Genomic DNA, 26,389 nt, shown 5'->3' with positions numbered 1-26,389 from the left:
ATTCCGGGGGTCAGCCGCGCTCAGGCCCGCTCGAAAATCGCAGCGATGCCCTGTCCGCCGCCGATGCACATCGTGACGAGCGCGTAGCGCCCCTGCACCCGCTGCAGCTCGTAGACCGCCTTGGTGACCAGGATCGCCCCGGTGGCGCCCACCGGGTGCCCCAGTGAAATGCCGGATCCATTGGGGTTGAGCCGAGCGGGGTCGAACCCCAGCTCGCGCGCCACGGCGCAGGCCTGGGCGGCGAAGGCTTCGTTCGACTCGATCACGTCGAGTTGCCCGACCGACAGCCCCGCCTTCTGCAGCGCCACTCGCGTCGCCGGCACCGGTCCGATGCCCATGACCTGCGGATCGACCCCGGCATGCGCGTACGAGACGAGCCGCGCCATCGGGCGCAGCCCGTGGTCGCGCACGCCCTGGGCGCTGGCCAGCACCACGGCCGCAGCGCCGTCGTTGATGCCCGAGGCATTGCCGGCCGTCACCGTGCCGCCCTCCTTGCGGAACGCCGGCTTCATCTGGGCCAGCACCTCCACGCGCGTGTCGGCCTTCACGTGCTCGTCGGTGTCGAACGTCACCTCGCCCTTGCGGCTGGCGATGCGCACCGGCGTGATCTGCTCCTTGAAGCGACCTTCGGCGATGGCCGCGGCCGCGCGTCGATGGCTCTCGGCCGCCAGTTCGTCCATCTGCTGCCGGGTGATGCCGTGGCGCTCGGCCACGTTCTCGGCCGTGACCCCCATGTGGATGCGGTGGAAGGGGTCGTGCAGGATGTTGAGCATGTAGTCCTGCATCTGCATGTCGCCCATGCGCTGGCCCCAGCGCGCGGCGGTGGCCAGGTAGGGCCCGCGCGACATCGACTCGGCCCCGGCGCCAATCGCCACCTGTGCATCGCCCAGCAGCAGGCACTGGGCGGCCGACACCACCGCCTGCAGGCCCGAGCCGCACAGCCGGTTGACGTTGAAGGCCGGCACCTCCTGCGGCAGGCCGGCCTCGATGGCGGCCACGCGGCTCAGGTAGGCGTCGCGCGCGTCGGTCGGCATCACGTTGCCCATGACCAGGTGGCCCACCGCGTCGGCCGGTGCGCCGCTGCGCTCGAGCGCGGCCCGCACGGCGGTGGTGGCGAGCTGCGACAGCGGCACATCCTTCAGGCTGCCGCCGAAAGTGCCGACGGCGGTTCGGGCGGCGGCGACGACGAAGACTTCAGGCAGGGACATGGAGGGCCTCTCGAACAGTGGATGGAGGGCTGGGAGGCTGTGGATGCGTTCGCAGCTTCTCAGGTGGCGCGGCGCACCGCGGCCGGTTCGCCGCGGGTGCCGCCGGACAGCCAGAAATCGAGCACGCCCCCGAGGAGGGCGGCGTCGATGGGTTTGGCCAGGTAGTCGTTCATGCCGCAGGCCAGGCAGCGGTCGCGGTCGTCGCTCACGGCACCGGCGGTGAGCGCCACGATGGGCATGGTGAAGCCGGACGCCCGCAACTGGCGCGTGGCCTCGAAGCCGTCCATCACCGGCATCTGGCAATCCATCAGCACCAGCGCGAAGGACTGCTCGCGGCACAGGCGCAGCGCATCTTCGCCGTGCACCGCCGTGGTCACCTGGGCAAAGCCCAGCTTCTCGAGCAGCGCCCGCGCCACCATCTGGTTGATCGGGTTGTCTTCCACCAGCAGCAGCGGTGCGGTGCTCGCAAGCACGCGTTGGGCCGGCTGGACGACGGGGCCGGTCGCGGCCGGCACCAGCGGGATCTCCAGGGTGAAGGTGGACCCGGAGCCCGGTGCGCTGGACACCCGGATGTCGCCCCCCATCAGCAGCGCCAGGTCGCGCGAGATGGCCAGGCCGAGGCCGCTGCCCTGGAAGCGCCGGGTGCTGGAGGCGTCCACCTGCGAGAAGCGCTGGAACAAGCGCGCCTGGTCCAAGGGCGAGATGCCGATGCCGGTGTCGGTCACGGCGAACAGCAGCGAGCGTTGGCGCGCCAGGCTGCCCATGTCCACCGACAGTGCGAAGCCCCCGCGGTCGGTGAACTTGAGCGCGTTGCCCAGGAGGTTGAGCAGGATCTGGCGAAGCCGCTGCGGGTCGACGGTGACGTACCGCGGCAGCTCGGGCGCTCGGCGCAGCTCGAAGCACACCGACTTGGCGCGGGCGCGGTCCAGGAACAGGCCGCCGATCTCCTCGAGCAAGGCGTGCAGGTCGCACGCCGCCGGCTCCAGCACCATCTGCCCGGCGTCGATCTTGGAGAAATCGAGCACGTCGTTCACCAGCCCGAGCAGCGCGTGCGCACAACTGTTGATCAGGTTCACGTAGCCCGCCTCGCGCGCCGGCAGTTCGGATTCCTGCAGCACCCGCGACAGCCCGATCACGCCGTTGAGCGGGGTGCGGATCTCGTGGCTCATGGTGGCCAGGAAGTCGGCCCGCGCCCGCTTGGCCTGCTCGGCCGCCTCCACGGCGGCCTGCAGTGCGCTCTGGTGGCGCTTGCTCTCGGTGATGTTCTTGGTGGTGCCGATCACATGCAGCACCCGGCCGGCGCCGTCGCGGGCGGTGACCTGCCCCTCGGTCTGCACCCAGATGCGGGCGCCCGAGGCCTTGGTCACCTCGTGCTCGATGCTGAACTGTGCGACGCCCGCGTCGGCCGCCAATGCCAGCAGCGCATCGCGGAAGGCCTCGGCGGTCTCGCCCACGCCCAGGTGCGCCAGCTGCTGCGAAGCCACCGTGCGCGCATCGGGCGAGAAGCCCAGGATCTGCTGCCAGCTGGCCCAGAGCACCACCCGGTCGTCAGCCGGCGTGTACTCCCACAGCCCGAGGCCGCTGGCGCGCAACGCGAGCTCGAGGCGGTCCTCGGCGGACAGCTTGCCGCTGGCGGCGGGCTCGCCCTGGGGCGGCCACGGGGGCTGGATGTCGGCGAGTGGATACAGGGGCTGCGGGATCATGGCGGCGGGTGCGCAGCCCGTACGGCCGCGTAGCGCCGCATGCTAGCACCGGGTTTCAGGCCGCCTGGTACGGCTTGCCAGGGGCTGAAGCCGGCGCGCCACAGGCGGGGGCCACCGCGCCCGGGCGGTGTGTCGGAATCGGCGCGCGCAGCCACACGTCAACGCCCGATGATGTCCAGCGGTACATCCAGCACCAGCCGGTGCTGGAGCGGCGCGCCCAGGCCGGGGCGTTCGCTCAGATCCAGCACCACGCTGCTGCCCTGCGGCAGCGCCAGCCGCAGGTTCAGCGCCAGCACGCGCTCGGACTCCGCGTTCCAGGCGCTTTGTTCGGCCACGGTCAGGCCGGCGCTCAGCTGACGGGTGAGGTCGGCACGGGCGGATGCGCGCAGGCGCGACCGCGGCTGCACTTCGTGGGCGGCCGCGGCGGCCGGTGTCCAGTCGGGTTCGAAGCCGTCCCAGCTCAGGCGCCAGCGGGCACCGAGCGCCTGGCCGGCAACCCGCATGCCGGTACGCAGGCCGCTGCCGCCGTCGGATTCCGAGCGTGCCAGCACCGCAGCGAGATGGGCGCCGTCGGGCCGGCGGTGGGCGATCTCCACCCCGGCGGCCTGCCGGGTTGCGCTCCACTCCGTGCGGGCCTCGACCGTCGTGCGGTGGCCGACGCCGCGCCGGTAGGCGCCCGCCATGAATGCCGGGCCGTAGCGGTCATCCGGCGTGCCCCAGCCGCTGCGCAGGCGACCCAGCTCCAGCTCGTAGTCCCAGGCACCGGGCGCGAGGTCGGCGATGTCGGCCACCGGGGCCACCACCGGCACCGCCGCGACGCCGGGGCCGCGCGCCATCGCCGGCGGCGGCGGGGCGCCGAATCCGAGCGGGGTGACCGGCAGGGCCGCGTGGGCCGTGGGCCGCGCCAGGGCCTCGTGACCCGGCCGCAGGGTCAGGCTGCGGCCCAGCCGCAGGCCACCGAGGCGTACCGGGCGGCTCCAGCCGCCGCCGCTCGCGAGCGTGTCCCCGAGCACCAGCGTCTGCACCGGACCCGGCACCTGCAGCTGCAGTCCGGTGTCCAGCCGCTGCACCCGCCATGCGGGCCCGTCCTCGGGGCTCACACGCACGCTGCTGCGCAGCCTCCAGTCGCCGGTGTCGAGCAGCCCTTCGAGCCGCGCGGGGCTGGCCGCCTCCGTCGGGGTTTCGGGCCGCAGCCGGATTTCCACGCCCGAGGCGGGCCGCACCTCCACCACCGGCAGCGGGACCAACGGCGGCAGCGGCGGCTCCGAGCCGCCCTGCGCCCGCGCCGGCCCAGCATGGCTCAAGACCAGGACGACGGACAGCAGGGGAAAGGACAGCCGGTGCATACGCTCAGCGGCCATGCTAGGCCGGCTGGGCCAAGCTGAACAAAAGACCGGCCGGATGACTCAAGCTTGGGCCGAAGTTGGGCAGGAAGTCACGGCCGGGCTTGGCGGCCCGAGCCCCGCCGGTCTTCAGGCCGTGGCCGCCGCCGGCTCGAGGGGTGCGTGCCACGCGTCGTAGCCATACAGCCAGTCGGCGTTGCCGGGGCCTTTCATCCACTGGTTGCCGCGCGAGCCGAGCTGGATCTGCGCGGTGCGCTCGCGCCGCGTGTCTTCATAGGCCCGCAAGGCTGCCGGTACTTCGGCCGCCGCGACCAACCCGCCGATCGCGCGGCCCAGCACCACGGCGTCTTCGACAGCCTGGCAGGCGCCCTGCGCCATGAACGGCAGCATGGGGTGGCAGGCGTCGCCCAGCAGGGTCACGCAGCCCACCGACCAGCGCGGCAGCGGATCGCGTTCGTACAGCGCGCTCTTGAGCACGGTCTCGCAGGCGTCCAGCAGCTTGCGCGCGTCGGGATGGAAGTCGCGGTACACCTCGCGCAGCTCGTTCACGTCGCCTTCGCTGGTCCAGGACTCCTCGTGCCAGGAGTCCTGCCCGGTGGTGGCGAAAACGAAGGTGTCGCGGCCCTGGTTCAGCGGAAAGGTGACGATCTGGCTTTGCGGATTGGGGCCCCACCACTTGGTGAAGGCCTCGATCTCCGGCACGTCGCGCACGCGCTCGGTGGGTACCACGGCGCGGAACGACACCACGCCGGTGAAGCGCGGCTTCTCCTCGCCGAACAGCGCCGCCCGCACCCGCGAATGGATGCCGTCGGCGCCCACCACCACCTGGTGCTGCGCGCTGCTGCCGTCCTCGAAACCCAGCTCCACCACGCCGCCGCGCTGCACCAGGCTGCGCATCCGGGCGCCGAAGCGCACCCGCTGCGCCGGGAACGCCTCGGTCAGCGCCGCCAGCAGGTCGGCGCGGTGGATGGTGATCTGCGGCGCGCCGTACCGCGCCTCGGCCACGTCGCTCATGCCCAGGCGCGAGGTCTCGCGGCCGGTGTCCCAGTCGCGGCTGATGCGGAAGGTGGGGCGTGCCCCGGCGCGGCGGATGGCCTGGCCCACGCTGGCCCCCAGCCCGTCCAGCGCATGCACCGCGTTGGGCGTGAGGTTGATGTCCGCGCCGACGCGGGCGAAGCGCCCGGCCTGTTCGTACACGGTGACGGCGTGGCCGTGCCGCGCCAGGGTGATGGCCGCGGCGAGGCCGCCGACGCCAGCGCCGACGATGCCGATGTCCAGTCGATTGCTCATGGGATGTCTCCGGTGTGGGGGTGAGGGTTCAGGCCGAGGCCGATGGATAGGGACTGGTCGAGGCGGCACGAGCCATCGTGGCCGCCAGTTGCAGGGCGAGTTCGCCCTTGAGCGGCTGCGCCTCGGGCGCGTGCCACAGGTTGCGCAGCTCCAGCGGGTCGTCGCGCAGGTCCACCAGTTCGCCCCAGGGCTCGTCGGCGTACACGGTCAGGCGATGCCGCCGCGTGAGCAGCGTGCGAAGCCGGGGCCGCTGACGCAGGCCGAAGTCGCGCCGCTGGCCTTCTTCCTCGACGAGCAGCTGCTCGCGCGCCAGCTGCGCCTGGCCTTGCACCAGCGGCAGCAGGGAGCAGCCCTGCATGCCGTTGGCCGGCGCCAGCCCGGCGCGGTCAAGCACGCTGGGGGCGATGTCGATGGTCTGGGCCAGCTCGCTGGTGCGACCCGGCTCGCGCCGGCCGGCGGTGTCGCGCCAGATGAAGGGCACGCGTGTCAGCGACCGGTAGTGCAGGCCGCCCTTGAGCATCAGCCCGCGGTCACCCAGCAGCTCGCCGTGGTCGGCGGTGAACACCAGCACCGTGTCGTCGGCCAGGCCCAGCCGCTCCAGGGTGGCGACCACGCGGCCCACCGCCTCGTCGATGAAGGCGATCGAGCCGTGGTTCAGGGCCAGGGCCTCGCGGATCTCCTGCTCGCTCGCGGCGAAGGCGCCATGGCCGCCCTTGCGGGCCTGTCCGGCGGCCGCCGCCTGGCGCAGCGCCCGCACCGGCGGCGGTGCGTCGTGCAGGTCCGCCGCGAAGCTGTCCGGCAGCGGCACGTCGCCGGGGCGAACCAGGTCCCAGAAGCGGCCCGGCGGCGTGAAGGGATGATGCGGGTCCGGGAACGAGCACTGGATGAAGAAAGGCTGCTCCTGCGCCGCCTGCTGCGCGATCCAGTCGCAGCAGCGGTCGGCGATCCAGCGCGTGGGATGCAGTTCCTCGGGCAGCCGGGTACGCCAGGCCTGGCGCGAGGCGCGCAGAGCAAGGTCCGGCGTGGGCAGCGCGTGGTCCGGGCCGATCAGTCGATCGGCATCAGGCAGCTGCTGGCGCAGCCAGCGGCGCCAGTGACCGTGCTGCTCGTCGGCGTGGCCGATGGTGAGCTGAACATGCTCGAAGCCGTAGTACGGCAGCTGCAGCTCGAAGGCCGGGTCGTCGTTCCAGCGCCGCCACACCTCCTGCCCGTAGGCGCCGGGATGGGCCCGCACCGACTCCAGCGGCAGCCGCTCCTCGCCCGGCCCGGGCCAGGCGGCGGGCGCGTCGGTGATGTTCTGCAGGTGCGACTTGCCCACCAGCGCCGTGCGCCAGCCGGCCTCGCGCAGCATGTCCACGAAGGTGCGCTGCGACAGCGACAACTCGCGCCCGTTGGACAGCACGCCATGCGCGCTGGGCAGGCGGCCCGTCATGAGCGAGGCCCGATTCGGCTGGCAGATCGGCGAGGCGACGTGGAAGTCGTCGAACACCCGTCCGTCGCGCGCCAGGGCGTCGATGCGCGGCGTGGACACCACCCGGTCGCCGTAGCACCCCAGGTGATCGGCCTTGTGCTGGTCGGTCACGAACAGCACGAAGTTCGGCCGACCGCTCTCGCGCGAATGCGCCATCTCAGTTCTCCACAATGCTGCAAATCACCCGCCCGCCCGAGCGAACAGACCGAACACCAGGGCCACCGCGGAACCGGCTTTGCCGGGCCGCTGGTGGCGCCCCCTTGAGGGGGAGGCGCCGCAGGCGCTTCGGGGGTGGGCCGATCAATCCGCCGTGATCGAGAGCTCGCGCGCGATGCGGCCGTAGCGCTCGTGGTCGGCCACCATCGCCGAGCGCAGCTCCTGCGGCGTGCCGCCGGTGACCTCGATGCCGGCGGTCTCCAGCTTCTCGCGCACGTCGGGCATCTTCAGCACGGCATTCACCTCCTGGTTCAGGCGGGCGATGGTCGCGTCGGGCGTGCCGGCGCGCGTGAACAGGCCATACCAGGTGCTGACCACCACGTCCTTCACGCCGGCCTCGGCCAGCGTCGGCACGTCGGGCAGCAGCGTGGTGCGCTTGGGCTCGGTCACGGCGATGGCCACCAGCTTGCCGCTGCGCAACTGCCCCGAGACGCCGCCCAGCGCGCTGACCAACAGCGGCACCTCGCCCGACATGGCCGCCACCACCGACGGCGCGGCACCCTTGTACGGGATATGCATCAGCTTCAGGCCAGTCGACTTCTGCAGCATGGCGCCGGCGAAGTGCATGGGCGAGCCGTTGCCGGCGCTGCCGTAGGCCAGTTCCTTGGTCTTGCCCGCCGCCAGCAGCTGCTGCACGTTGCGGATGCCGGCGTCGGGGTTGGCCACCAGCAGCATGGGCGTGGTGCCCACCTTGAGCACCGGCGCCAGGTCGTTCAGCACGTCGATGCCGCCGCCGGCCCCCTTGGGCAGCACGTGGGGCGAGATGGCCAGCGTGCTCGGCGCCAGCAGCAGCGTGTGCCCGTCGGCGCGGCTGCGCGCCACCACGCCGGCCCCCGCCAGCCCGCCCACGCCGGGGCGGTTCTCCACGATCACGGTCTGCCCGATGCGCGGCCCGAGCTTGTCGGCGATCAGACGCGCCGCCAGGTCGGGGCCGGCACCGGCCGGGAACGGCACCACGATGCTGATGCGCCCGGCGTCGCCCTGCGACCAGGCGGCCAGCGGCGCAGCCACGGCCAGGGCCAGCAGGAGCCGGCGGGTGCCGCTGGGGCGGGAAAAAGCGGTGCGGTCGATCATGGCGAGCCTTTCCAAAATAAAACGGGTGGGAACAACGACCGGCCTTAAATTCCGGCGGTCAGGAATTAAATACGAGAACCGGGATGGGGCGCAAGCCCCTCCCCCTAAACTGCCCGCCCATGAGCCACCTCGAGCCACCCCGCCGCCGCAACGCCGGCCGGCCCAACCTCGGCAGCGCCGTCGGGCGCGAGCGGATCATCGAAGGCACCCGCGAGCTGCTGCGCAGCCATGCGCCCGAGGAGCTCACCCTGGCCGACATCGCCGCCCAGGCCGAGGTCGATCCGGCGCTGGTGCGCTATTACTTCGGGAGCAAGAAGGGGGTCTTTCGCGCCACGGCGAACGCCCTGTTGGCAGACGTGCAGGCACGCAGCGCGCAGGTGTTGTCCGAACAGGGCCCGCTGCGCGAGCGCATCCGCCGGCGGCTGGAGCTGCTGGTGGGCTTCCACGAGGAAAACCCGCGCTTCGTGCAGCTGGTGCTCAAGGAGATCTATGCCGCCCCGCCCGAAGAAGGAAGCGACGGCGAGGACCTGACCGCCATCGCCACCCGCGGGCTGGCGCTCACGCAATCGCTGCTGGGCGATTTGCGCAACGACGCGGGCCACTTGCCCGACCCCCGCTACCTGCACGTGGCGGTGCTGGGGCTCACCACCTTCTTCGTCGATGCCAGGCCGCTGCTGTCGGTGTTGTTCGACGGCGAAGCCGACGAACAGCAGGTCCGCCAGGGGTACATCGACTCGCTGACGGAGTTGCTGGCAAGGGCGCTCGAAGGCTAGAACTACAAGACGAAGGGCCTTCCCGTCACCGGCGTCGTCGGCACCGCCATGTCCTGACGGGCCATGATCCCCGCTTCCCACGCCAGCCTTCCGGCCTCGACCGCCAGGCGGAACGCCCGGGCCATGGCCACCGGGTCGCGCGCTTGCGCCACGGCGCTGTTCAACAGGATGCCGTCGAAGCCCAGCTCCATCGCCTGCACCGCGTCCTTGGGCGAGCCGATGCCGGCGTCGACGATCAGCGGCACGTCGGGCAGGCGGGCGCGCAGGGTGCGCAGCGCCGTCGGGTTGAGCAGGCCCTGGCCCGAGCCGATGGGTGCTCCCCAGGGCATGAGGATGCGGCAGCCCACGTCGAGCAGGCGCTGGCAACTCACGAGGTCGTCGGTGCAGTAGGGAAAGACCTCGAAGCCATCGCGCACCAGGGTGCCGGCGGCCTCGACCAGCTCGAAGGGGTCGGGCTGCAGCGTGTGTTCGTCGCCCACCACTTCGAGCTTGATCCAGTTCGTGCCGAACAGCTCCCGCGCCATGCGCGACAGCGTCACCGCTTCCTGGGCGCTGCGGCAGCCGGCCGTGTTGGGCAGCAGGCGCGCGCCGCTCTCGCGGATCAGGCGGATGAATTCGTTGGGCTTGCCGTCGCCGGCCAGCTGGCGTTTCAGGCCCACGGTGACCACCTGGGTGCCCGAGGCGGCGATGGCCTGCTGCAGGACGGCGGGCGACGGGTAGCCCGCGGTGCCCAGGAAGAAGCGGCTCTCCAGGCGGGCGCCGCCGATCTCGAAAACGGACATGGCTCAGCCTCCGGTGATGGGTTGGAAGGTGAAGACGGCGTCGCCCTCGCGCAGCACGCAGGCATCGCGCGAATCGCGGGCGACGAATTCCTGGTTGACGGCCGTGGCCACCGCCTGCGGTGACTCGGCAATCAGGGCGACCAATTGCGCGAGGGTGCTGCCCTCGGGCAGTTCGCGCGGCTCGCCGTTGAGGGTGATGTTCATGGGGTGGGCATGGAGGAAGACAGCGCCTGTTCGACCAGCGCGGGGCCGATCAGCCAGCCGTGCCGGAACAGGCCATTGATGCGGGTGAGCCCGGGCTCGACGTGCAGCGACGGCAGGTTGTCCGGCAAGGCCGGGCGCAGGTTGGTTTCGGTGTGCACCACGCGCGCCTCGGCCAGGGCCGGCAGCACGCTGTGGGCGGCGGTGAGCAGTTCGACCGTGCTGCGCACGGAAATCGGCGAGCGGTCCTCGCTCTCGATCTCGCTGGCGCCCACCAGGATGCGATCGCCGGGGCGCGGCACGATGTAGACGCGGTGGCGCGGGTGCAGCAGGCGCAGCGGCCGCTGCAATCGGAGCCCGGGCGCGTGCAGGTGCAGGATCTCGCCGCGCACGCCGCGCACCGGAAGCTGCGGCCGGGCGCCGGTGCCGCGCACGTCGAACACGTGGTCGGCCTCGATGCGGCGGCCGCCTTCCAGCTGCAGGTGGCCGGCGCCGGCGGCCACCACGGTCGATCCCCAGTGGAAGCGCGCGCCGGCCTCGGCGGCGGTCTCGGCCAATGCCTGCATGGCCTGCACCGTGTCGATCTGGCCCTCGCCCGGCAGCAGCCAGGCGTTCGGCAGCCGCTGCACCTCGGGTTCCAACTCGCGCAGGCCGGCGCCGTCCAGCACCTGCGGTGCGTGGCCGGACGGCGCCTTGGCGGCCAGCAGGTCCACCACGCGCCGGGCCGCGCCTTCGTCACCGCGATGCGCCAGCAGCAGGCTGCCGTGGAAGCGCAGGTCCACCGGCCGGCCCAGCGCCTGCACGATGCCGGGCCACAGCGCCAACGAGCGCAGCCCCAGGGCGAACACGTGTTCGTCGGCGCATTCGAGTTCGGCCACCGGGCTGAGCATGCCGGCGGCGGTCCAGCCGGCGGCGCCGCGCGCCAGGGGATCGGCGGCGGGGTCGAACACCTGCACCTCGCAGCCGGCACGGGCCAGCTGCGCGGCGAGCAGGCGGCCCAGCAAGCCGGCACCGGCGATGGCGACGCGTTGGGGCGACCGCGCGGTCATGCGCCGTGCTCCGGGGGCAGCGTGGGGTGCGGCCAGTCCGCCGCATGGGCCGTGCGCGCCGCCCGGCCCGCCTCGAAGGCGGCCAGCAGCCCCGGCAACACCTGCCCGGGTTCGGGGCCGAGCCCCCGCACGATGCAGACGCCGGCCGCGCCGGCCGCCGCCGTGTCGCGCACCTGCGCCGCCTGCAGGATGCCGCCGATGGCGACCACCGGGGCGCCGGCCATGCGGCACCACCAGCCCAGGTTGTCCAGGCCCTGCGGGATCCAGGGCATGTCCTTCGTGGTGGTGGGCCACACCGGGCCGCAGGCGATGTAGCGCGGCGACAGGGCGCGGGCGCGGCACAACTCCCAGACGCTGTGCGAACTCAGGCCCAGGGCCACGCCGCTGGCCAGCAGCCGCTCGCGGCCGGCGTCGCCCAGGGCGAGCACGTCCTCCTGGCCCAGGTGGACGCCGGCGGCGCCCAGCTCCAGTGCCAGCTCCCAGTGGTCGTTGACGAACAGCTGTGCGCCGGCCTCGCGGGCCAGCTCGATGCAGCGCGCCACTTCTTGCCGCAGCTCGGCGCGCCAGGCGGCGTCGGGGTGGGCCGGGGTCTTGCGGCGCAACTGCACGGTGCGAACGCCGGCCGCAAGCACCGGCGCCAGCCGCTCGGCGCAATCGACCAGCGCGTAGATGCCGAAGACTTCGGCATCGGCCATCCGCGGCGCGGCGAAGCGCGGCGACTCGCCCCACGACAGGCGCGGCAACACCCATCCCCCTTCCGGCATGCAGGCCAGCAGCAGCGCGTCGGCCCCCACGAAGCCGGCCGCGTTCGCCCGGTCGAAGCCGTCTTGCAGGCGCAGCGGATCGAGGGGCGCGGGCGCCTCGATCCAGCCGCGCGCATGGGCCGCGTCCAGCCAGTGCAGCCGGCCGCCGCCGGCCTGGGGAACGTCCCGCACGCAGACCGTGCCACCGCGCTCGGCGCGGGTCGCGGCCGCCAGGGCCGGCACGCGTGAAGCCGGCATGTCGGGCGCGGTCAGCAGGTGAAGGAAGGAAAGGGGTACAGCAGGCATGCTCGACGTCATTTCATGACCAGCCCGCCGTCCACGAACAGCACCTGGCCGGTCATGAAGGCGCTCCAGTCGGAGGCCAGGAACAGCACCGGCCCGGCGATGTCCTCGGGCCGGGCGATGCGCCGCAGCGGCGTGGCGGCGGCGATGGATTCGCGGAAGGCCGCGCGGGTGGCGGCCGTGGAGGCGGTGGGATACACCAGCCCCGGCGCGACGCAGTTGACCCGCACGCCCACCGGCCCCAGCTCGGCCGCCAGGTTGCGGCTGTAGCCCACCAGGGCCGACTTGGCCGTGGCGTAGTCGTGGTACGGCACCAGCGGATGCTCGACCAGGTTGGTGGCGATGTTGACGATGGCGCCGCGCGAGCGCTGGCGCAGCGCCGGCAGCGCCGCCTGGCACATGTGGTGGGCGGCGCCCACCGCGCCCTCGAACTGCGCCTGGTAGTCGGCCCAGGACAGTTCGTCGGCGCGGCGGCGCTGTTCGGGGTCGAAGGTGTAGGGGCTGAAGGCGTTGTTGACCACCACGTCGAGCCGGCCGAACACCTCCAGCGCCTGCGCCACCAGGTGCCGCGCCCCGTCGGCCGTGCGCACGTCGGCGGCCACCGCCAGGCCGTCACCGCCGGCGCGCCGGCACTCGTCGGCCACCTGTCCGGCCGACTCGGGCTGCCGAAGGTAGTTCACCACCACCGAAGCGCCCTGCCCCGCGAACGCACGGGCCAGGGCCGCGCCGATGCCCCGGCCGGCGCCGGTCACGATCACCACGCGGTCCTTGAAGTCCATGGACCCGCCCTACTCCCGACCCGGCAGCAGGTCGCTGGCCACCACCTCGGCCATGCGCAGCGGCCGCTGGACCAGCCCCAGTTCGCGATAGGCGTCGGCGGCGGCCTGCAGCGAGGCCAGGTCCATGGTGCCCAGTCCCTGGCGCGTGGTCAGCGGCGAGACCGTCGCGGCGTTGCGCAGCTTCACGACCTCGAGGGCCAGCGCCGGGTCGCTGCCGTCGATGGCGCGCACGGCCGCCAGCCGGGCGGCTTCTTCGGGACGGGCGATCATCCAGGCGGCGGCGTCGCGGTAGGCCTTGAGGAAGCGGGCGAGCGCCGGCTTGCGCTGGCGGTATACCTCTTCACGCACCACGAACAGGTCGCTGGAGACGTTGAGCGAGTCGCGCACCTCGATCACGTTCACCTCGCCCAGGCCGCGCCGGCGGCCGATGGCCAGGCCGGTGTCGGTGGCCGCGGTCGCGTCCACCTGCCCTTGCAGCAGCGGCGCGAAATTCAACAGGCCCGTCACGACGATCTGCACGTCGCTCTCCTTCAGGCCGGCTCGGTGCAGCAGCACCAGCAGGTTCTGCCGCGTGCCGCTGGCGAGGCTGTACACCCCGATGCGCTTGCCCTTGAGGTCGGCGGCGCGGGTGATGCCGCTGGACTTGAGCGCCACCACGTTGAAGACGTTCTGCGGGTAGATGTCGTACACCGCGCGCAGCTTTTCGCCCTTGTCCAGCGCGGCGAACAGCGAGCCCGGATCGGCGAAGGCCAGGTCGGCCTGGCCGCTGAGGATGTTGCGGATGGCATCGCCGCCGCCGGCCCCGGGCAGGTAGGCCAGCTCGATGCCCTGGGCCTTGTAGAAGCCCTTGTCGGGTTCGACCAGCAGCGGCATGACCTCGGTGATGGCCTTGCTCCAGCCGGCCACGGTGATTTTCTCCAGGCCTTGCGGCTGCGCGCGCAAGGCCGCAGGAAAGGCCATCAGGGCGGCGGCCTGCAGCAGCTGGCGGCGGTGGAAGCTCGGGTGCGTCATGGTCGTTTTCTCCTGGTTCATGCGATTCGTGTGTAGGGCCGCAGCAGCCAGCGCTCCAGCCAGAGGGTGAGCTGGTAGGCCACCAGGCCCAGGCCCGCGATCAGGGCCAGCACGGCGAACATCAGCGGCGTGTCCATGGTTCCCTGGGCGGCGATCACGAGAGCCCCCAGGCCCCGGTTGGCGCCCATGAACTCGCCGACCACGGCCCCGACCAGCGCCAGCATCACCGCCACCCGCAGGCCGGCCAGGATGCCGGGCAGGCCGGTGGGCAGCTTCAGGCGCCACAGCACCTGCGAGCGCGAGGCGCCCAGCATGCGAAACAGCTCCAGCCGTTCCGGCGGCACCTGCTGCAAGCTGGTCAGCGTGGTCTCCAGCAGCGGAAAGAAACAGATCAGCGCGGTGATGACCACGGTGGAGGTCATGCCGAAGCCGAACCACAGGATGAACAGCGGCATGAGCGCCAGCTTGGGCACCACCTGGCTGACCACCACGTAGGGCATGAACAGCCCGCGCAGCACGCGCGATTCGGCCATGGCCACGCCGGCGGCGAAGCCGATGCCGCACCCCAGCAGCACGCCCGCGGCCAGCGCGCTCGCGGTCGCCATCACGTGCGGCCACAGGTAGCCCGACGCCAGCCCGCCGCCCAGCGCCCGCACCACCTGTGAAGGCGCCGGCAGCACCAGGGCCGACAGGCCGAGCGTGCGCGAAGCCCACTCCCACGCCCCCACCAGCAGCACCAGCAGCAGGGCCGAAGCGAACGCGATCGGCTTCATGGGGCGCACTCCGCGACGGCGTCGGCCATCGCTTCGCCGACCGGCAGGTGCATGGCCTGGCGCAGCTGGGCCCAGGCGGCGGCGAAGGCGGGGCTGGCGCGGTCATGCAGGCCGGCCACCGGCAGCTGCCGCACGATGCGGCCCGCATCCATCACCGTCACCCGGTCGCCCAGGAACACCGCCTCGGCGATGTCGTGCGTGACGAACAGCACCGTCGTGCCTTCGCTGCGGCACATGCGCAGCAGGTCGGCCTGCAGCTCCTCGCGGGTGATCGCGTCGAGCGCGGCGAAGGGCTCGTCCAGCAGCAGCAGCGAGGGCCCGAGCACCAGCGCCCGGGCCAATGCCACGCGGCTTTGCTGGCCGCCCGAGAGCTGTCGCGGGTAGCGCTGCGCGTAGTCACCGAGGCCGAGCCGGGCCAGCAGCTGCCGGGCCTGTTCGACATCGCGCGCCCCGGGACGCCGTTGCAGGGACACCGGCAGCAGCACGTTGTCCAGCACGGGCAGCCATTCCAGCAGCGTCGGCGCCTGGAACACGAAGCCGATGTCGCTGCGGGCCTGTTCGGGCGCCACGCCACCCACGCTCACCTGGCCCGCCTGCGGCTGCAGCAGCCCGGCGGCCAGCCGCAGCAGCGTGGTCTTGCCGCAGCCGCTGCGGCCCACGATGCAGTGGATCTCGCCGCGCGCCAGCTCCAGGTCGAGCCCATGCAGCAGCGGCGTGCCGTCCGCGAAGCCGAAGTCCACCGCATGCAAACACAAGAAGCTCATGTCAGTTCCCCTGCACGGAAGGAATGCTTCCAGGCCGCCGCGCAGCGGCCGGCCACTGCAGTGCCACCGCGGAACCGGCTTCGCCGGGCCGCTGGTGGCGCCCCCCCCGCGCGGAAGGAATGCTCCCCTCCCCAGGCCGCCGCGCAGCGGCCGGCCATTCCAGTGCCACCGCGGAACCGGCTTCGCCGGGCCGCTGGTGGGGCCCCCCTTGGGGGGAGGCGGCGAAGCCGCTTCGGGGGGGGCTCATGTCTCCTCCTGCGCGTAGGGCGCGTAGCGCTCGGCCGATCGTTCGGCGCCTTGCTCGATCTCCACCATGCGCACCAGGTCCAGCAGGTTGAAGCGGCCATCGTGGTGCCAGCCGGCCTCGGGCGCCGTCATGCCGCCCAGCGCGCAGATGCGGGTGGCGCCGGCCGCGGCCAGCCGTTCGGACAGCGGCAGCAGCGCGGCCGGCTCGACCGCGACACCGACCGTCTGCAGGAACGGGGCGTGCGGCGCCAGGGCATCCACCGCCTGGTCGAGCGATTCCACCGCGACCACCTGCACGCAGCGCTGACCCGCCGTGGGGGCCAGGGGCCGGAACGAGTCGGCGTACGACACCGCCCAGGCTCCCCGCTCGTCCGCGATCCAGGCGTCGCCCTCGCCCAGCCCCGCCTGCCCGGCGTCGCGCCAGCGCGCCACGGCGGCGGCCTCCTCCAGCGCCAGCGTGCGGCGCGGGTACCGCTGCTGCAGGTTGGCCAGCTCGCCCGCCAGGTGCTGCGCGAACTCGCGCGGCGCCAGGCGCCCGCCCCGTTCGACATAGAACACATGCGGCGAGTAGCAACCCTGCTGCTCATAGCGCGCCACGTCGTGCGCAGCCAGCCGGGCGGTGGCCGGGCCGCGCTGCGCATCCAGCGCCTGGCGACCCACCAGGCCCAGCGCCAGCTTGTGGCCGAAGGCCAGCAGACGGGTGTGGGGCGGCACCTGGACGCGCAGCTGGCGCATCGTCTCGGTGCCGCCATAGGCCAGCACGGTGTCGGCCTCGGCGTAAAGCGTGGCGGCCGGCTCGGGCTCGCCACCCGGCCACCAGAGCACGGCCAGGCACCCGGCCCAGGGCGGATGCACCTCGGCCAGCAGGCGCGCGAACAGCGACGCGAACACCGGCTCGGCGCTGGGCAGCTTGCCGATGGCCGGGGCCTTGACCAGCAGACCGCAGGCCAGGCTCCACAGCGGCAGGCCGGGCACGTTGCCGGCCCAGCTGTGCGCCAGCAGGCGCGGCCCCAGGGCTCGCACCAGGCCACCCTTGACCGCCGGCTGGAACTCGTCGAGCACCTTGGGATTGGCGAAGTCCTCGGCCACGAAGCGATGCAGCTGCGGCGCGCGGAAGGTCTTGAGGTAACCGGTGAGCGCCAGCGACACCATGCCGGCGTCCAGGCCGGTCACGCGGGGCAGCAGCGCATCGGCCTCGCGCCGATACGGGTCCTGCGGATCGAGCAGCCGCGCGACCGCCCGGTCGACGTGGCCGATGACGGTGGACACGGCCAGCGGCTTCAGGTGCTCGCGCCCGGCGGCGGCGACATGGCGCGCCAGCTCGCGCATGGCCGGCGCGTCCAGCCGGGGCACCTCGACCTGCAGGTCGCCGAAAGCCAGCGTGTGCCAGCGCGCCTCGCGCGCGAACGCGGGCGGCAGGTGGCCGGCGACCCAGCGTGTGGTCATCGCTGCGCCTGCACGAAAGCCTCGGCGGCCAGCGAGCAGCCCTTGGCCTGCACCCCCTCGGCCCGGCCCAGCAACTGGAAGCCCCCGGGCACGGCCACGCCCACGTCCTCGGTGAGGATGGCGATGGTCGAGTTGAAGCTGGCCAGGTCGCAGTGCACCAGGACGCCGCGCTCGCCCGCCGGCACCTCGGCGCCCGTCAGCGGGTCCACCACGCGGGTGCGGATCCAGTGCGGGCCCGACTTGACCGATGGCAGCACCGCGTTGCCGTCGTCATAGAACTGCGTGCTGAGCTCGGTCATTCCATACATGTTGATGCAGCGCTCGCGCGGCACGCCCAGCGCGGCCGAGAGCGCGGCGTAGAAGCCCTCCAGCGGCAGCTCGCGCGAGCGGCCCTTGTAGCCCCCGGTGTCCAGGATGCGGCTGCCCTCGGGCAGCCGGAACGACTCGCCGTCCTGGCGCAGCACCTCCAGCAGGTGCACGAAGCTGTAGCTGGCACCCAGCAAGGCAAAGGGCGTTCCGCTGGCCTGCGCTGCGCGCATCGCCCCGCGCAGGCCCTCCACGTCCATGCCCTCGGTGCGCACCCACCAGGCGCTGCCCTCACCGCCGAAAACCTCCACCGCCTGCGCGAGATAGCGCGCGAGCGAGGAGTTGCGCAGCTCGGTTTCCGGCGGAAAGAGCACGGCCATGGGCAGGCGCGGCGTGCCCTGCATGAAGCGGCGCGCGAAGTTGCGGCGCATGGAGGCGTCCCACACCGCGATGGTCGGGTGGTAGTGCCGGCCCCGGGTTTCGGCGCGGGTGGTGCCGCTGGTCATGAACACGCGCTCGCAGGCCTCGGGCGGCACGCAGCTGAGCGTGGATTCCTTGAAGGCGCTGATCGGCACGGCCGGCACCTCGCGCCAGCTGCGCACGCGGCGCGGGGTGATGCCGCGGGCCTGGCAGAAGCGCCGCAGCGCCTCGTTGCGCGCGTGCTGGTGCGCGAACAGGCGCAGCGCCATCGCGTCGAACTGGGCATCGGTGCAGCCGTCCTGCGCGATGAAATCGAGCAGGTCGCGCACCAGGCCGGCCGTGGTCGCGTCCATTCGATTACTCCAGCGGAAAGCGGCGCGTGGGCTGCGGATTCCAGCCATGGTCCAGCGGACCGCTGCCGGCGCCGGTGCGCACCGCCGCCCCGGCCTCCAGCGCACCGCGCACGTACTCGCGCGCCGCCTGCACGGCCTGCATCAGCTCGTCGCCGATCGCCAGCCGCGCGGCGATGGCGCTGGAGAGCGTGCAGCCCGTGCCATGGGTGTTGTCGGTGGCGATGCGCGCGGACCGCAGCAGCTGCGCCGGCTGCCCCGCCACCTGCAGCACGTCGCACACGCCCGCGCCGGCCAGGTGGCCGCCCTTGACCAGCACGGCGCGCGCGCCCATGCCGATCAGCGCCTGCGCGGCTTCCCGCATGTCGTCCTCGCTGGCCAGGGCACGCCCCACCAGCAGCGCGGCTTCGTCGAGGTTGGGGGTGACCAGCGCAGCGCGCGGGAACAGTTCGCGCACCAGCACCGCCACCGCCTGCTGGTCGATCAGGCGCGCGCCGCTGGTGGCCACCATCACCGGATCGAGCACCACGCGGGCCAGCGCATGCCGGTCGATGGCCTGGGCCACCGTGATCACCGTCTCGGACGAATGCAGCATGCCCACCTTCACCGCGTCGGCACCGATGTCCTCGATCACCGCATCGATCTGCGCCCGCAGCATCTCCACCGGCACCGAGTGGATGGCGCGCACGCCCAGCGTGTTCTGCGCCGTGAGCGCGGTGATGGCGCTCATGCCGTAGCAGCCGAGCGCGGCGAAGGTCTTGAGGTCGGCCTGGATGCCCGCGCCGCCCCCGCTGTCGGAGCCGGCGATGGACAGCACGCGGGCGTAGCGCTGGCGGCGTGCCGGGGCGGTGGTGGGATGGTTCATCAGGTCTCCTTCGCAAGGCACGTGTGCAACGGTGCTCCGAAGGAGAGTCCTGCGCCCGGCCGCAGGACGGGGCCAGGTGGCGGGCTTCTTACGGCTCTTCTTACGCCGGCATGAACCGGATCAAGTTCGCGGGTCTGGATCTCAGCACTTGCGTGCACCCCGGAGCGGCGGCGATTGTCTCATAGCACGTGGGCCGCACCGGGCGCGTGGCCTCACTCAGGCTGGAGCCCGGCCGCCAGCACCGCCTTGCGGTTCTGCTCGATGTCGCGCCGCAGGTAGGTGCGGAAGGCCTCGGGGCCGGTGGCCTGCGGCACCGCGCCGTTGGTGTCGTAGGCCTTGTGCACCTCGGGGCGCTGCAGGGCCGCGGTGGTGGCGCGGGCGATCGCGTCGATGGCCGCGGCCGGGGTTCCCTTGGGCGCCATGAGGCCGATCCAGCCGGAGAACTCGAAGCCGGGCACCGTGGCGTCCAGCGCCGGCGTATGGCCGATCGGCTGGGTGTTGCCGGGCATGCTGTGCCCCAGCAGGCGCAATCGACCGCCCTGCACCAGGGACATGGCGGCCGGTGCCGGCGTGAGGACCCAGTCGGTCTCGCCCGAGACCACCGACGCCACCCCCTGGGCGCCCCCCTTGTAGGGCACGTGCAGGGCCTTGAAGCCGGCCGCGCTCTGGAAGGCCAGGCCGGCCAGGTGGCTGGCCGAGCCGATGCCGGCGGAGGCCATGTGGGCGTTGCCGCCCTTGGACCTGCACCACTCGATGAGCTGCTGGGTGTTCTGCACCGGCAGCTGCGGGTTGCACACCAGCACGTTGGGCAGCAGCGCCATCAGCGACACCATCTCGAAATCACGAAGGCCGTCATAGGTGACGGCCTTCTGGAGCATGGGCGCGACGGAAATGGCGCTGCTCGAGCCGACCAGCAGCGTGTAGGCGTCCGCCCCCGCGGTGCGCACGGCCTCGACACCGATCGCGCCGGCAGCGCCGGTTCGGTTGTCGATCACCATCGGCTGGCCCAGCAGGCGGGACATCTCCGTGCAGGTGACGCGGCCGATGGTGTCGACCGAGCTGCCGGGGCCGTTCGGCACCACCACGCGGATCGGGCGCTCGGGATAGCGCGACTGGGCGAATGCCGCGGGTGCGAGCAGCAGCGAGCCGGTGGCGGCAAGCGCCGCGCGGCGATCGAGCACGAGGGAAGCATGGCGGGCGGGCATGTCGTCTCCTGGTTATTGATGACCCAGGGCCATCCTAGGAAACGCCGCAGCGCTTGGGAAGCCAGGCCGGTGGATAGCGTGAATCCACGCGCTGGATATCAGCCGGCGATCCGCAGGGCCGCTTCGACCACCGCCGGCAGCGGCCGCGAGACGTCCAGCACGTCCACGCCCGCCTCCCCCACGGGAGGCTCCAGGTCGGCGAACTGGCTTCGCAACAAGCCCGCCTTCATGAAGTGGTCTCGCCGGGCGTCGAGCCGGGCATGCAGCAGGTCCGGCCCGGCCTGCAGGAACAGCACCCGCAGCCCCGGCAAGCGCTCGCGGAGCAAGTCCCGGTAGCCGCGCTTGAGGGCCGAGCAAGCGATCACCACCGGCCGGGTGTCGACCCGGGTGGCCGCCTCGGCCACCGCCGCCAGCCAGGGCCAGCGGTCGGCATCGGCAAGCGCCTTGCCCTGGCTCATGAGCTCGATGTTGCGGCGCGGGTGGTAGTCGTCGCCTTCGATGAAGGCGCCGCCCAGGTGCTCGGCCAGCGCCCGGGCCACGGTGGACTTGCCGGAGCCGGACACGCCCATCACGAGCCAGAACGGCGCCGCCATCGGCCCTACTCCCGCGCCTGGTTCGCCGCCTGCGTCGATGGTTGCTGCCGGCCGGGAATGCTGCGCGTCCACACGGCCAGCTGCTCCGGGGTCATGCGGCTGACCGGCGTGAGCCGACCATCGACATAGCCCAGTTCCTCCACGTCATGCAGGTACTGTTCGCGCGAGAGCAAGGTGCCGGCGCACACATGCGGGTCTTCGCGCGGTGGCCGGCGGTTCTCGATCGCCAGCCGCTCGGTGAGGGTGTCCATCGCCCACTGCGGGATGCGGTGGCGCTCGCCCGGGTAGATGTAGCCGAACAAGGTGAGGTGCGCCAGCAGCACGCGCCAGTGCGGCCCGAAACGCTCGATCAGCGACGCCCAGTCCAGCTGCTCGGCGTTGGCATGGATCAGATGGGCCACGTCGGCGCCGTCGAATCGCTCGCGCTCCATGATGAAGGCCTTGGACAGCAAGCCGTCCTCGGCGTTGGACAGTCGCACCGGCACGCCCAGGATCTCGGCTTCCGTGTTGTCGTGGAACCAGTGCTCGTCCACCGGCATGACCCCGTTGCCGGTGTTGAAGATCAGGTCGATGAACTCCACGCCGCAATAGGCCTTGGCCAGCCAGTGCGGATAGGTCAGCTCCACCCGCCAGCCTTCGGCCTGCATCACCTCGGCGATGCGCTCGTAATCCTCGCGGCGGATGAACAGGTCCAGGTCCTTGGTCGATCGCCGGATGCCGGTGAAGCAGGCATGGGCGAAGGCGCCGCCGACCAGGAAGGGCAGCTGCGCCTCGTTCAGCGCCAGCAGCGCGCGGCGGTAGAACGCGGCCGTCTCGGGCTCGATCTCTTGGTCCAGCGAAGGCGCGGTGGGCAGGGCAGACATCGAAGGGCTCGGCTCGGTTTCGGGGGAGGTCAGCCTAACCGGGGGCCCTGGGCAGCCTGCGAGGACAACAGGCCTTCCGGATCGTCGGTGCCGGCCTACAGCCCGGCAGGACACGGCGGCGCTACCCCGGCGGTCGGCGGCTGGCAGCATGTAGGTCCATGCCCAAATCCGCCCAATGCCTCCGCTTCGCCGCCGTCGGCGATACCCACGTCACCAAGGATTCCGCCGGCCAGCTGCGCGCCTTCTTCAAACAGGCCTCCGAGGCCGCCGACGCCCTGCTGCTGTGCGGGGACCTCACCGACTACGGCACCGCCGACGAGGCCAAGGTGCTGGCCGACGAGCTGGGCGGCGTGTCGATCCCGATGGTGGCCGTGCTCGGCAACCACGACTACGAGTCGGGCACGCCCGAGGTGGTGACGGAGATCCTCACCGAGGCCGGGGTGCGCGTGCTCGATGGCGAGGCCTGCGAGATCGAGGGCGTGGGCATCGCCGGCACCAAGGGCTTCGCCGGCGGTTTCGGACGTGCATCGCTGGGCGCCTGGGGCGAAGCCGCGATCAAGAGCTTCGTGCAGGAGGCGCTGCACGAGGCCATGAAGCTGGAATCGGCGCTGGCCAAGCTGCGCACGCCGCGGCGCATCGCGCTGCTGCACTACTCGCCGATCGCCGGCACCGTGCAGGGGGAACCGGCCGAGATCTTTCCTTTCCTGGGAAGCAGCCGGCTGGAGGAGCCGCTGCTGCGCTATCCGGTGGACGCGGTCTTCCATGGCCACGCGCACCGCGGCACCCCGGAGGCGCGCACGATCAGCGGCGTGCCGGTGTTCAACGTCGCGCGCCCGCTGCTGCTGCGCACGCGGCCCGACCAGCCGGCGTTCAAGTTGTTCGAGCTGCCGATGGACGCGGAGAACGACAGGGGCGGGTAGGACCTTTCAGTCGATGGAGTCGATGTCGACGCTGGTCTGCGTACTGCGGTAGCGTCGGCCGCTCTGCACCTCGATGAAAGCGCCATCGGCCGTGGCGCGCAGGTAATCACCCGTGCCCATGACCTTCACGTAGCGGCGCAACGGCATGACCTGGAAGGGCGGCAGGTCGTCGTCGGACAGGCTCGCCGCCCAGTATTCGACGACCGGCAGGTGGCGGCCCTGGTCGTCGATCACTGTGAAGTACCTGCGGCTTTGCGATGACCCGTCCATCGTTGCCTCCTTGCTGGGATGCTGCATTGCAACATTATGCGGAAAGCAGCGTCCCCGTGAGCGGGATTGCCCGAGTGTTGCAAAGCACCCACCCAAGCGGTGCAACCGTCCGGCGGCTGCACGCCTCGGCCTGATGTCCTACACCGGGAACGGAATCCGTAGCGCAGAGCAATTCCGGCGGGCTGGCCAACCTGTGGACTCAACCCGACAGGAGAGACATGCATGGCAACTCCCGCCCCTGGACCGGCCGCCCCGGCCCATCCCGGCACGGACGAGGAGGTGGTCCAGCCCACGCCCGTACCCGATGAGGATGGGCCGCACGACGTGCCCGACGAAACCGTCATCGAACATACCCTGCCCTCCCGCCCCGCCACCGGCCCCGGCAAGATGCCGATGGCCGACTGACGGGCGATGCCTCAGAACGCGACCTGCGCCGTGCCGTCGACGGCGACCGTCACGTTGCGGGTGCCCTGGAACACCAGCGTCTGGCTGGTCTCCGGCTCGTCGGCACCGGCCTGGCAGGTGAAGGCCACGGTGTACTCACCCGCCATCAGGTAGGCGGCACGGAAGCTCCACGCCCCGTCGGTGCCCGCGGTGACAGCGGCCGTGGTCACCGGCTCGACGCCGGCGCGGTCGATGTCGTCGGGCGTGACCCCCGGACCGGCGAAGACGTAGACCGCATGGGCGCGGTTCGGCGTGTTGCAGCTCGCATGGGTGAGAGCCGCCTGGCCGACCGTGCCGGCGATCGTGCCCACCTGCGCGTTGTCGACCACCCGCAGCACCGGCTTGAGGTAGATGTCCTCGGCGGCGTTCTGCGGATCGACCAGCGACTTGCGCAGGTCGAAGTCGATGGTGAAGGAGGCCGAGCCGTTGACCGGCACGATGAAGCCCCGGGTCAGCTTCAGGCCGCTTTGCTCGCCGCTGGGCACGAACAGCGACCGCTGGCTGCCGTCCAGGGCCGTGAGATAGGAGTCGATCACGCCGCGCTCGGCTTGGACCAGCAGGCGCATGCCGTCGTACAGGCCGGCGGGGAGTGGGTGGCCTTCGAGCAGCGACGCGGCCGCACCGCGTTGCAGCGCCAGCAGGTCGATGGTGCGCGGGGCATCGAAGGTGATGACCTGCTCGGGGCCGTTGGCCGGCTTCAGGGCCACGCCGGTGAAGCGCACGTTGACCGAACTGGCGGAGTCCACCGGGGCGTCGGTGATCTTCAGGCTCAAGGTGCCGACGCCGCCCTCATCGCCGCCGCCGCCGCAGGCGGACAGGACGGCCAGCGCCGCGGCGGACAGGAGGGTGGCGAGGGGTTTCTTCAGGTTCATTGCTCTTCTCTCCATCGTTATTCAAGGGAACGGCAGAGCTTGCACCAGCTGCGCGGCCGTTCCCGGGCACAGGGTGTTAGGCCTGTGTCGATGCGTAAGCCGCACGGGCGGGCAAGGCGATGTCGACCCACGCGCCACCCAGGGACCCGCGTGAGAGGGTCAGCGTGCCGCCGTGGCTGTCCACCAGGTCCTTGACCACCGCCAGCCCCACGCCATGCCCAGGCACTCGTTCGTCGCCGCGCACGTGCAGCTGCAGCACGCGTTCGTGGTCGCTGAACCCGGGGCCGTCGTCCTCGACCTGGATGCGAAGCCGCGGTCCGGCCTCGCGCCGCACCCGCAGCACCACCTGCCGGCGCGCCCACTTGGCCGCGTTGTCCAGGGTGTTGCCCAGCATCTCGAAGGCGTCGCCTTCGTCCAGGCGCCAGCTCAGGTCCGGCGGGCAGTCGATGGTGAAGCTGAGGCCGCGCTCGGCATAGATCTTCGCCAGCGAGTCGACGATGCGCTGCGCCACCGGGGCCAGGGCCAGCGGCGCGACGAAGGCCGCCGACCCACTGGCGGCCGCCCGGCCCAGCTGGTGCTGCACGATGTGGTCCATGCGTTCGACCTGCTCGGTCACCGCGGCCGGCAGCCGCTGCGGATCGGCCAGCGCGGTGCGCAACACCGCCAGCGGCGTCTTCAGGCTGTGCGCGAGGAAGCTCAGGGCCTCGCGGTAGCGGGTCTGGCGCACCCGCTCCTGCTGGATCAGCGTGTTGAGGTTGCCGGTGAGTGCCGCCAGTTCGGCGGGGTAGGCCTGCTCGATGGCCGCCTGTTCGCCGCTCTCGATGCGCCGCACCTCCTGCGCCACCCGCCGCAGCGGTGACAGCGCCCAGTCGAGCAGCAGCGTCTGCGCCAGCAGCAGCAGCACCGCGGCGCCACCCAGCCAGGTCCATAGCGTGCGGTCGAAGGCCGCCAGCTCGCGCGCCAGGGTGGCGCTGTCCTCCACCACCGACAGCACCAGGCGCGCCTGGCTGCCGCGCCCCGCCCAGCGCACGCCGTAGTGCGCGCCCAGGTAGCTGCGGCCCGCGGCGTCGATGGTCTCGAAGCGCCACTCGCCCACCGCCTGCTCGCGACGGAACGGCGGCTCGCGCCCCACGGCCGACGCCGATCGCCAGGACTGGCCACTGTCCACCTGCCGGATGCTGGCGTACAGCCCCGACCCCGGCAGCGACAGCCGGGGCTCGGCCAGGCCCTCGGGCATGACCAGGGCGCCCTGCGCGTCGAGCTCGGCCGCTGCCAGCAGCAGGTACACGGTGGATTGCAGGCGGGCGTAGTGCGCCGCGCGAACGCTGTCGGCATGGGCCCGCTGCACCGCGAGTCCGGCGCCCACGAGAAAGGCCAGCAGCAGCGCGCCGGCCCACAGGATCAGCCGGGCGCGGATGGAGCCCGGCGCCTTCATGCCCACTTGAAGCGGTAGCCGCGCCCGCGAAGCGTCTCGATGGGCTGGCGGTCGCCGGCCGGGTCGAGCTTGCGGCGCAGGCGGCCGATCAGCACCTCCAGCACATTGCTCTCGCGGTCCTGGTCGTGCGGGTACAGGTAGTCGGACAGCTCCAGCTTGGTGACCACGCGCTCGCGGTGCTGCACCAGGTATTCCAGCAGGCGGTATTCGAAGGCCGTGAGGTCCAGCGGCTGGCCCTCCAGGCGCGCCGTTTGAGCGGCCACGTCGATGGCCAGGGGCCCCAGCGTAAGCACGTTGGAGGCCGCCTGCATCGACCGCCGCAGCAGCGCCCGCACGCGGGCCGCCAGCTCGGGGTACTCGAAGGGCTTGACCAGGTAGTCATCGGCGCCGGCTTCCAGGCCCTGCACCTTGTCCTGCCAGTTGCCGCGCGCGGTGAGGACCAGGATGGGCGTGCGCCGGCCGTCGGCGCGCAGCTTCTGCACCAGCTGCAGGCCGCCCAGGCGCGGCAGCCCCAGATCGACGATCAACAGGTCCACCGGGTACTCGCGCGCCTGGAACAGGCCGTCTTCGCCGTCGCCGGCCTGGTCGACGCGCCAGCCGTCGGCTTGCAGTTGCCGCGCGAGTCCCTCGCGGAGGGCGGCGTCGTCCTCGATCAACAGCAATCGCATGGG

27 protein-coding genes and 1 riboswitch are annotated in these 26,389 nt (G+C 72.2%); of the genes, 3 read left to right on the top strand and 24 right to left on the bottom strand.

All coding sequences use genetic code 11. The annotated features are described in order from the left end of the window. Positions 1-20: 20 nt before the first annotated feature. The 6 genes from JI739_RS16765 to JI739_RS16740 all read right to left on the bottom strand — a co-directional run bounded on the left by JI739_RS16765 (position 21) and on the right by JI739_RS16740 (position 8,305). Positions 21-1,208, bottom strand: a complete 1,188-nt coding sequence (locus JI739_RS16765) for an acetyl-CoA C-acyltransferase family protein (RefSeq protein ID WP_201685079.1) — start codon at positions 1,206-1,208, stop codon at positions 21-23. 59 nt (positions 1,209-1,267) lie between these two features. Next, positions 1,268-2,911, bottom strand: coding sequence for an ATP-binding protein (locus JI739_RS16760; protein WP_201685078.1), 1,644 nt, complete (start codon positions 2,909-2,911; stop codon positions 1,268-1,270). Positions 2,912-3,069: 158 nt separating this feature from the next. Continuing rightward, positions 3,070-4,272 (bottom strand): fimbria/pilus outer membrane usher protein, encoded by a 1,203-nt coding sequence (locus JI739_RS16755; RefSeq protein ID WP_201685077.1) that lies wholly within the window; start codon positions 4,270-4,272, stop codon positions 3,070-3,072. A gap of 111 nt (positions 4,273-4,383) precedes the next feature. Next, positions 4,384-5,544 (bottom strand): FAD-dependent monooxygenase, encoded by a 1,161-nt coding sequence (locus JI739_RS16750; protein WP_201685076.1) that lies wholly within the window; start codon positions 5,542-5,544, stop codon positions 4,384-4,386. A 28-nt stretch (positions 5,545-5,572) separates the two neighbouring features. Further along, entirely contained in the window at positions 5,573-7,171 is a 1,599-nt protein-coding gene (locus tag JI739_RS16745; RefSeq protein ID WP_201685075.1) for a sulfatase family protein, read from the bottom strand. Positions 7,172-7,315: 144 nt separating this feature from the next. Further along, positions 7,316-8,305, bottom strand: coding sequence for a tripartite tricarboxylate transporter substrate-binding protein (locus JI739_RS16740; protein WP_201685074.1), 990 nt, complete (start codon positions 8,303-8,305; stop codon positions 7,316-7,318). A gap of 119 nt (positions 8,306-8,424) precedes the next feature. Here JI739_RS16740 and JI739_RS16735 point away from each other — a divergent pair, with 119 nt between their 5' ends. Beyond that, on the top strand, positions 8,425-9,078 hold the full coding sequence (locus tag JI739_RS16735) for a TetR/AcrR family transcriptional regulator (protein WP_201685073.1): 654 nt from the start codon (positions 8,425-8,427) through the stop codon (positions 9,076-9,078). A gap of 2 nt (positions 9,079-9,080) precedes the next feature. Here the strand turns inward: JI739_RS16735 and JI739_RS16730 are convergent, their stop codons facing one another. From JI739_RS16730 to JI739_RS16665, 14 genes are all read right to left on the bottom strand, one after another. Beyond that, complete coding sequence (locus JI739_RS16730) at positions 9,081-9,860, bottom strand: thiazole synthase (RefSeq protein WP_201685072.1); 780 nt, start codon at positions 9,858-9,860, stop codon at positions 9,081-9,083. 3 nt (positions 9,861-9,863) lie between these two features. Continuing rightward, entirely contained in the window at positions 9,864-10,064 is a 201-nt protein-coding gene (thiS, locus tag JI739_RS16725) for a sulfur carrier protein ThiS (RefSeq protein WP_201685071.1), read from the bottom strand. Then, positions 10,061-11,110, bottom strand: coding sequence for a glycine oxidase ThiO (gene thiO, locus JI739_RS16720; protein ID WP_201685070.1), 1,050 nt, complete (start codon positions 11,108-11,110; stop codon positions 10,061-10,063). The genes thiS and thiO overlap by 4 nt, the downstream gene beginning before the upstream one ends. Beyond that, positions 11,107-12,159 carry a thiamine phosphate synthase gene (locus JI739_RS16715; RefSeq protein ID WP_201685069.1) on the bottom strand — a complete coding sequence of 351 codons (1,053 nt, stop codon included), beginning with the start codon at positions 12,157-12,159 and terminating at the stop codon, positions 11,107-11,109. Before JI739_RS16715 ends, thiO begins: the two co-directional genes overlap by 4 nt. Positions 12,160-12,167: 8 nt before the next feature. After that, the gene (locus JI739_RS16710) at positions 12,168-12,935 is read right to left on the bottom strand and encodes an SDR family oxidoreductase (RefSeq protein ID WP_201685068.1); all 768 of its coding nucleotides are present in this window, start codon (positions 12,933-12,935) and stop codon (positions 12,168-12,170) included. 9 nt (positions 12,936-12,944) lie between these two features. Continuing rightward, positions 12,945-13,967, bottom strand: a complete 1,023-nt coding sequence (locus JI739_RS16705; RefSeq protein ID WP_435531615.1) for an ABC transporter substrate-binding protein — start codon at positions 13,965-13,967, stop codon at positions 12,945-12,947. After that, the gene (locus tag JI739_RS16700; RefSeq protein WP_201685067.1) at positions 13,964-14,719 is read right to left on the bottom strand and encodes an ABC transporter permease; all 756 of its coding nucleotides are present in this window, start codon (positions 14,717-14,719) and stop codon (positions 13,964-13,966) included. Before JI739_RS16700 ends, JI739_RS16705 begins: the two co-directional genes overlap by 4 nt. Further along, positions 14,716-15,483 carry an ABC transporter ATP-binding protein gene (locus JI739_RS16695; protein ID WP_201685066.1) on the bottom strand — a complete coding sequence of 256 codons (768 nt, stop codon included), beginning with the start codon at positions 15,481-15,483 and terminating at the stop codon, positions 14,716-14,718. Before JI739_RS16695 ends, JI739_RS16700 begins: the two co-directional genes overlap by 4 nt. A gap of 243 nt (positions 15,484-15,726) precedes the next feature. Continuing rightward, positions 15,727-17,175: an acyl-CoA reductase gene (locus tag JI739_RS16690; RefSeq protein ID WP_201685065.1), complete on the bottom strand. Its 1,449-nt coding sequence runs from the start codon at positions 17,173-17,175 to the stop codon at positions 15,727-15,729. After that, the gene (locus JI739_RS16685; RefSeq protein WP_201685064.1) at positions 17,172-18,254 is read right to left on the bottom strand and encodes a LuxE/PaaK family acyltransferase; all 1,083 of its coding nucleotides are present in this window, start codon (positions 18,252-18,254) and stop codon (positions 17,172-17,174) included. Before JI739_RS16685 ends, JI739_RS16690 begins: the two co-directional genes overlap by 4 nt. 4 nt (positions 18,255-18,258) lie before the next feature. Further along, positions 18,259-19,116: a bifunctional hydroxymethylpyrimidine kinase/phosphomethylpyrimidine kinase gene (gene thiD / locus JI739_RS16680; RefSeq protein WP_201685063.1), complete on the bottom strand. Its 858-nt coding sequence runs from the start codon at positions 19,114-19,116 to the stop codon at positions 18,259-18,261. Between the two features lie 80 nt (positions 19,117-19,196). Further along, positions 19,197-19,288, bottom strand: a riboswitch (TPP riboswitch). A 40-nt stretch (positions 19,289-19,328) separates the two neighbouring features. Further along, positions 19,329-20,321, bottom strand: a complete 993-nt coding sequence (locus JI739_RS16675; RefSeq protein WP_201685062.1) for a Bug family tripartite tricarboxylate transporter substrate binding protein — start codon at positions 20,319-20,321, stop codon at positions 19,329-19,331. Between the two features lie 98 nt (positions 20,322-20,419). After that, entirely contained in the window at positions 20,420-20,914 is a 495-nt protein-coding gene (locus JI739_RS16670) for a gluconokinase (RefSeq protein WP_201685061.1), read from the bottom strand. Between the two features lie 5 nt (positions 20,915-20,919). Beyond that, on the bottom strand, positions 20,920-21,777 hold the full coding sequence (locus JI739_RS16665) for a nucleotidyltransferase (protein WP_201685060.1): 858 nt from the start codon (positions 21,775-21,777) through the stop codon (positions 20,920-20,922). A gap of 158 nt (positions 21,778-21,935) precedes the next feature. On the opposite strand from JI739_RS16665, the gene JI739_RS16660 reads away from it, so the two are divergent. Then, positions 21,936-22,697 carry a metallophosphoesterase family protein gene (locus JI739_RS16660; RefSeq protein ID WP_201685059.1) on the top strand — a complete coding sequence of 254 codons (762 nt, stop codon included), beginning with the start codon at positions 21,936-21,938 and terminating at the stop codon, positions 22,695-22,697. Positions 22,698-22,703: 6 nt separating this feature from the next. Here the strand turns inward: JI739_RS16660 and JI739_RS16655 are convergent, their stop codons facing one another. Then, complete coding sequence (locus JI739_RS16655) at positions 22,704-22,967, bottom strand: hypothetical protein (protein WP_201685058.1); 264 nt, start codon at positions 22,965-22,967, stop codon at positions 22,704-22,706. Positions 22,968-23,189: 222 nt separating this feature from the next. Here JI739_RS16655 and JI739_RS16650 point away from each other — a divergent pair, with 222 nt between their 5' ends. Further along, entirely contained in the window at positions 23,190-23,372 is a 183-nt protein-coding gene (locus tag JI739_RS16650) for a hypothetical protein (protein WP_201685057.1), read from the top strand. A gap of 11 nt (positions 23,373-23,383) precedes the next feature. Here the strand turns inward: JI739_RS16650 and JI739_RS16645 are convergent, their stop codons facing one another. The 3 genes from JI739_RS16645 to JI739_RS16635 all read right to left on the bottom strand — a co-directional run bounded on the left by JI739_RS16645 (position 23,384) and on the right by JI739_RS16635 (position 26,386). Then, the gene (locus tag JI739_RS16645; RefSeq protein WP_201685056.1) at positions 23,384-24,283 is read right to left on the bottom strand and encodes a DUF4382 domain-containing protein; all 900 of its coding nucleotides are present in this window, start codon (positions 24,281-24,283) and stop codon (positions 23,384-23,386) included. Positions 24,284-24,359: 76 nt separating this feature from the next. After that, positions 24,360-25,718, bottom strand: coding sequence for an ATP-binding protein (locus JI739_RS16640; protein WP_201685055.1), 1,359 nt, complete (start codon positions 25,716-25,718; stop codon positions 24,360-24,362). After that, positions 25,715-26,386 carry a response regulator transcription factor gene (locus JI739_RS16635; protein WP_201685054.1) on the bottom strand — a complete coding sequence of 224 codons (672 nt, stop codon included), beginning with the start codon at positions 26,384-26,386 and terminating at the stop codon, positions 25,715-25,717. The genes JI739_RS16640 and JI739_RS16635 overlap by 4 nt, the downstream gene beginning before the upstream one ends. Positions 26,387-26,389 lie beyond the last annotated feature (3 nt).

The sequence above is a fragment of the Ramlibacter aurantiacus genome (genome assembly GCF_016722895.1).
In the GTDB taxonomy this organism is placed as follows: Bacteria; Pseudomonadota; Gammaproteobacteria; order Burkholderiales; family Burkholderiaceae_C; genus Ramlibacter; species Ramlibacter aurantiacus.
Note: the sequence above shows the minus strand (reverse complement) of the source record. Positions and strands in the feature narration are given on the sequence as shown.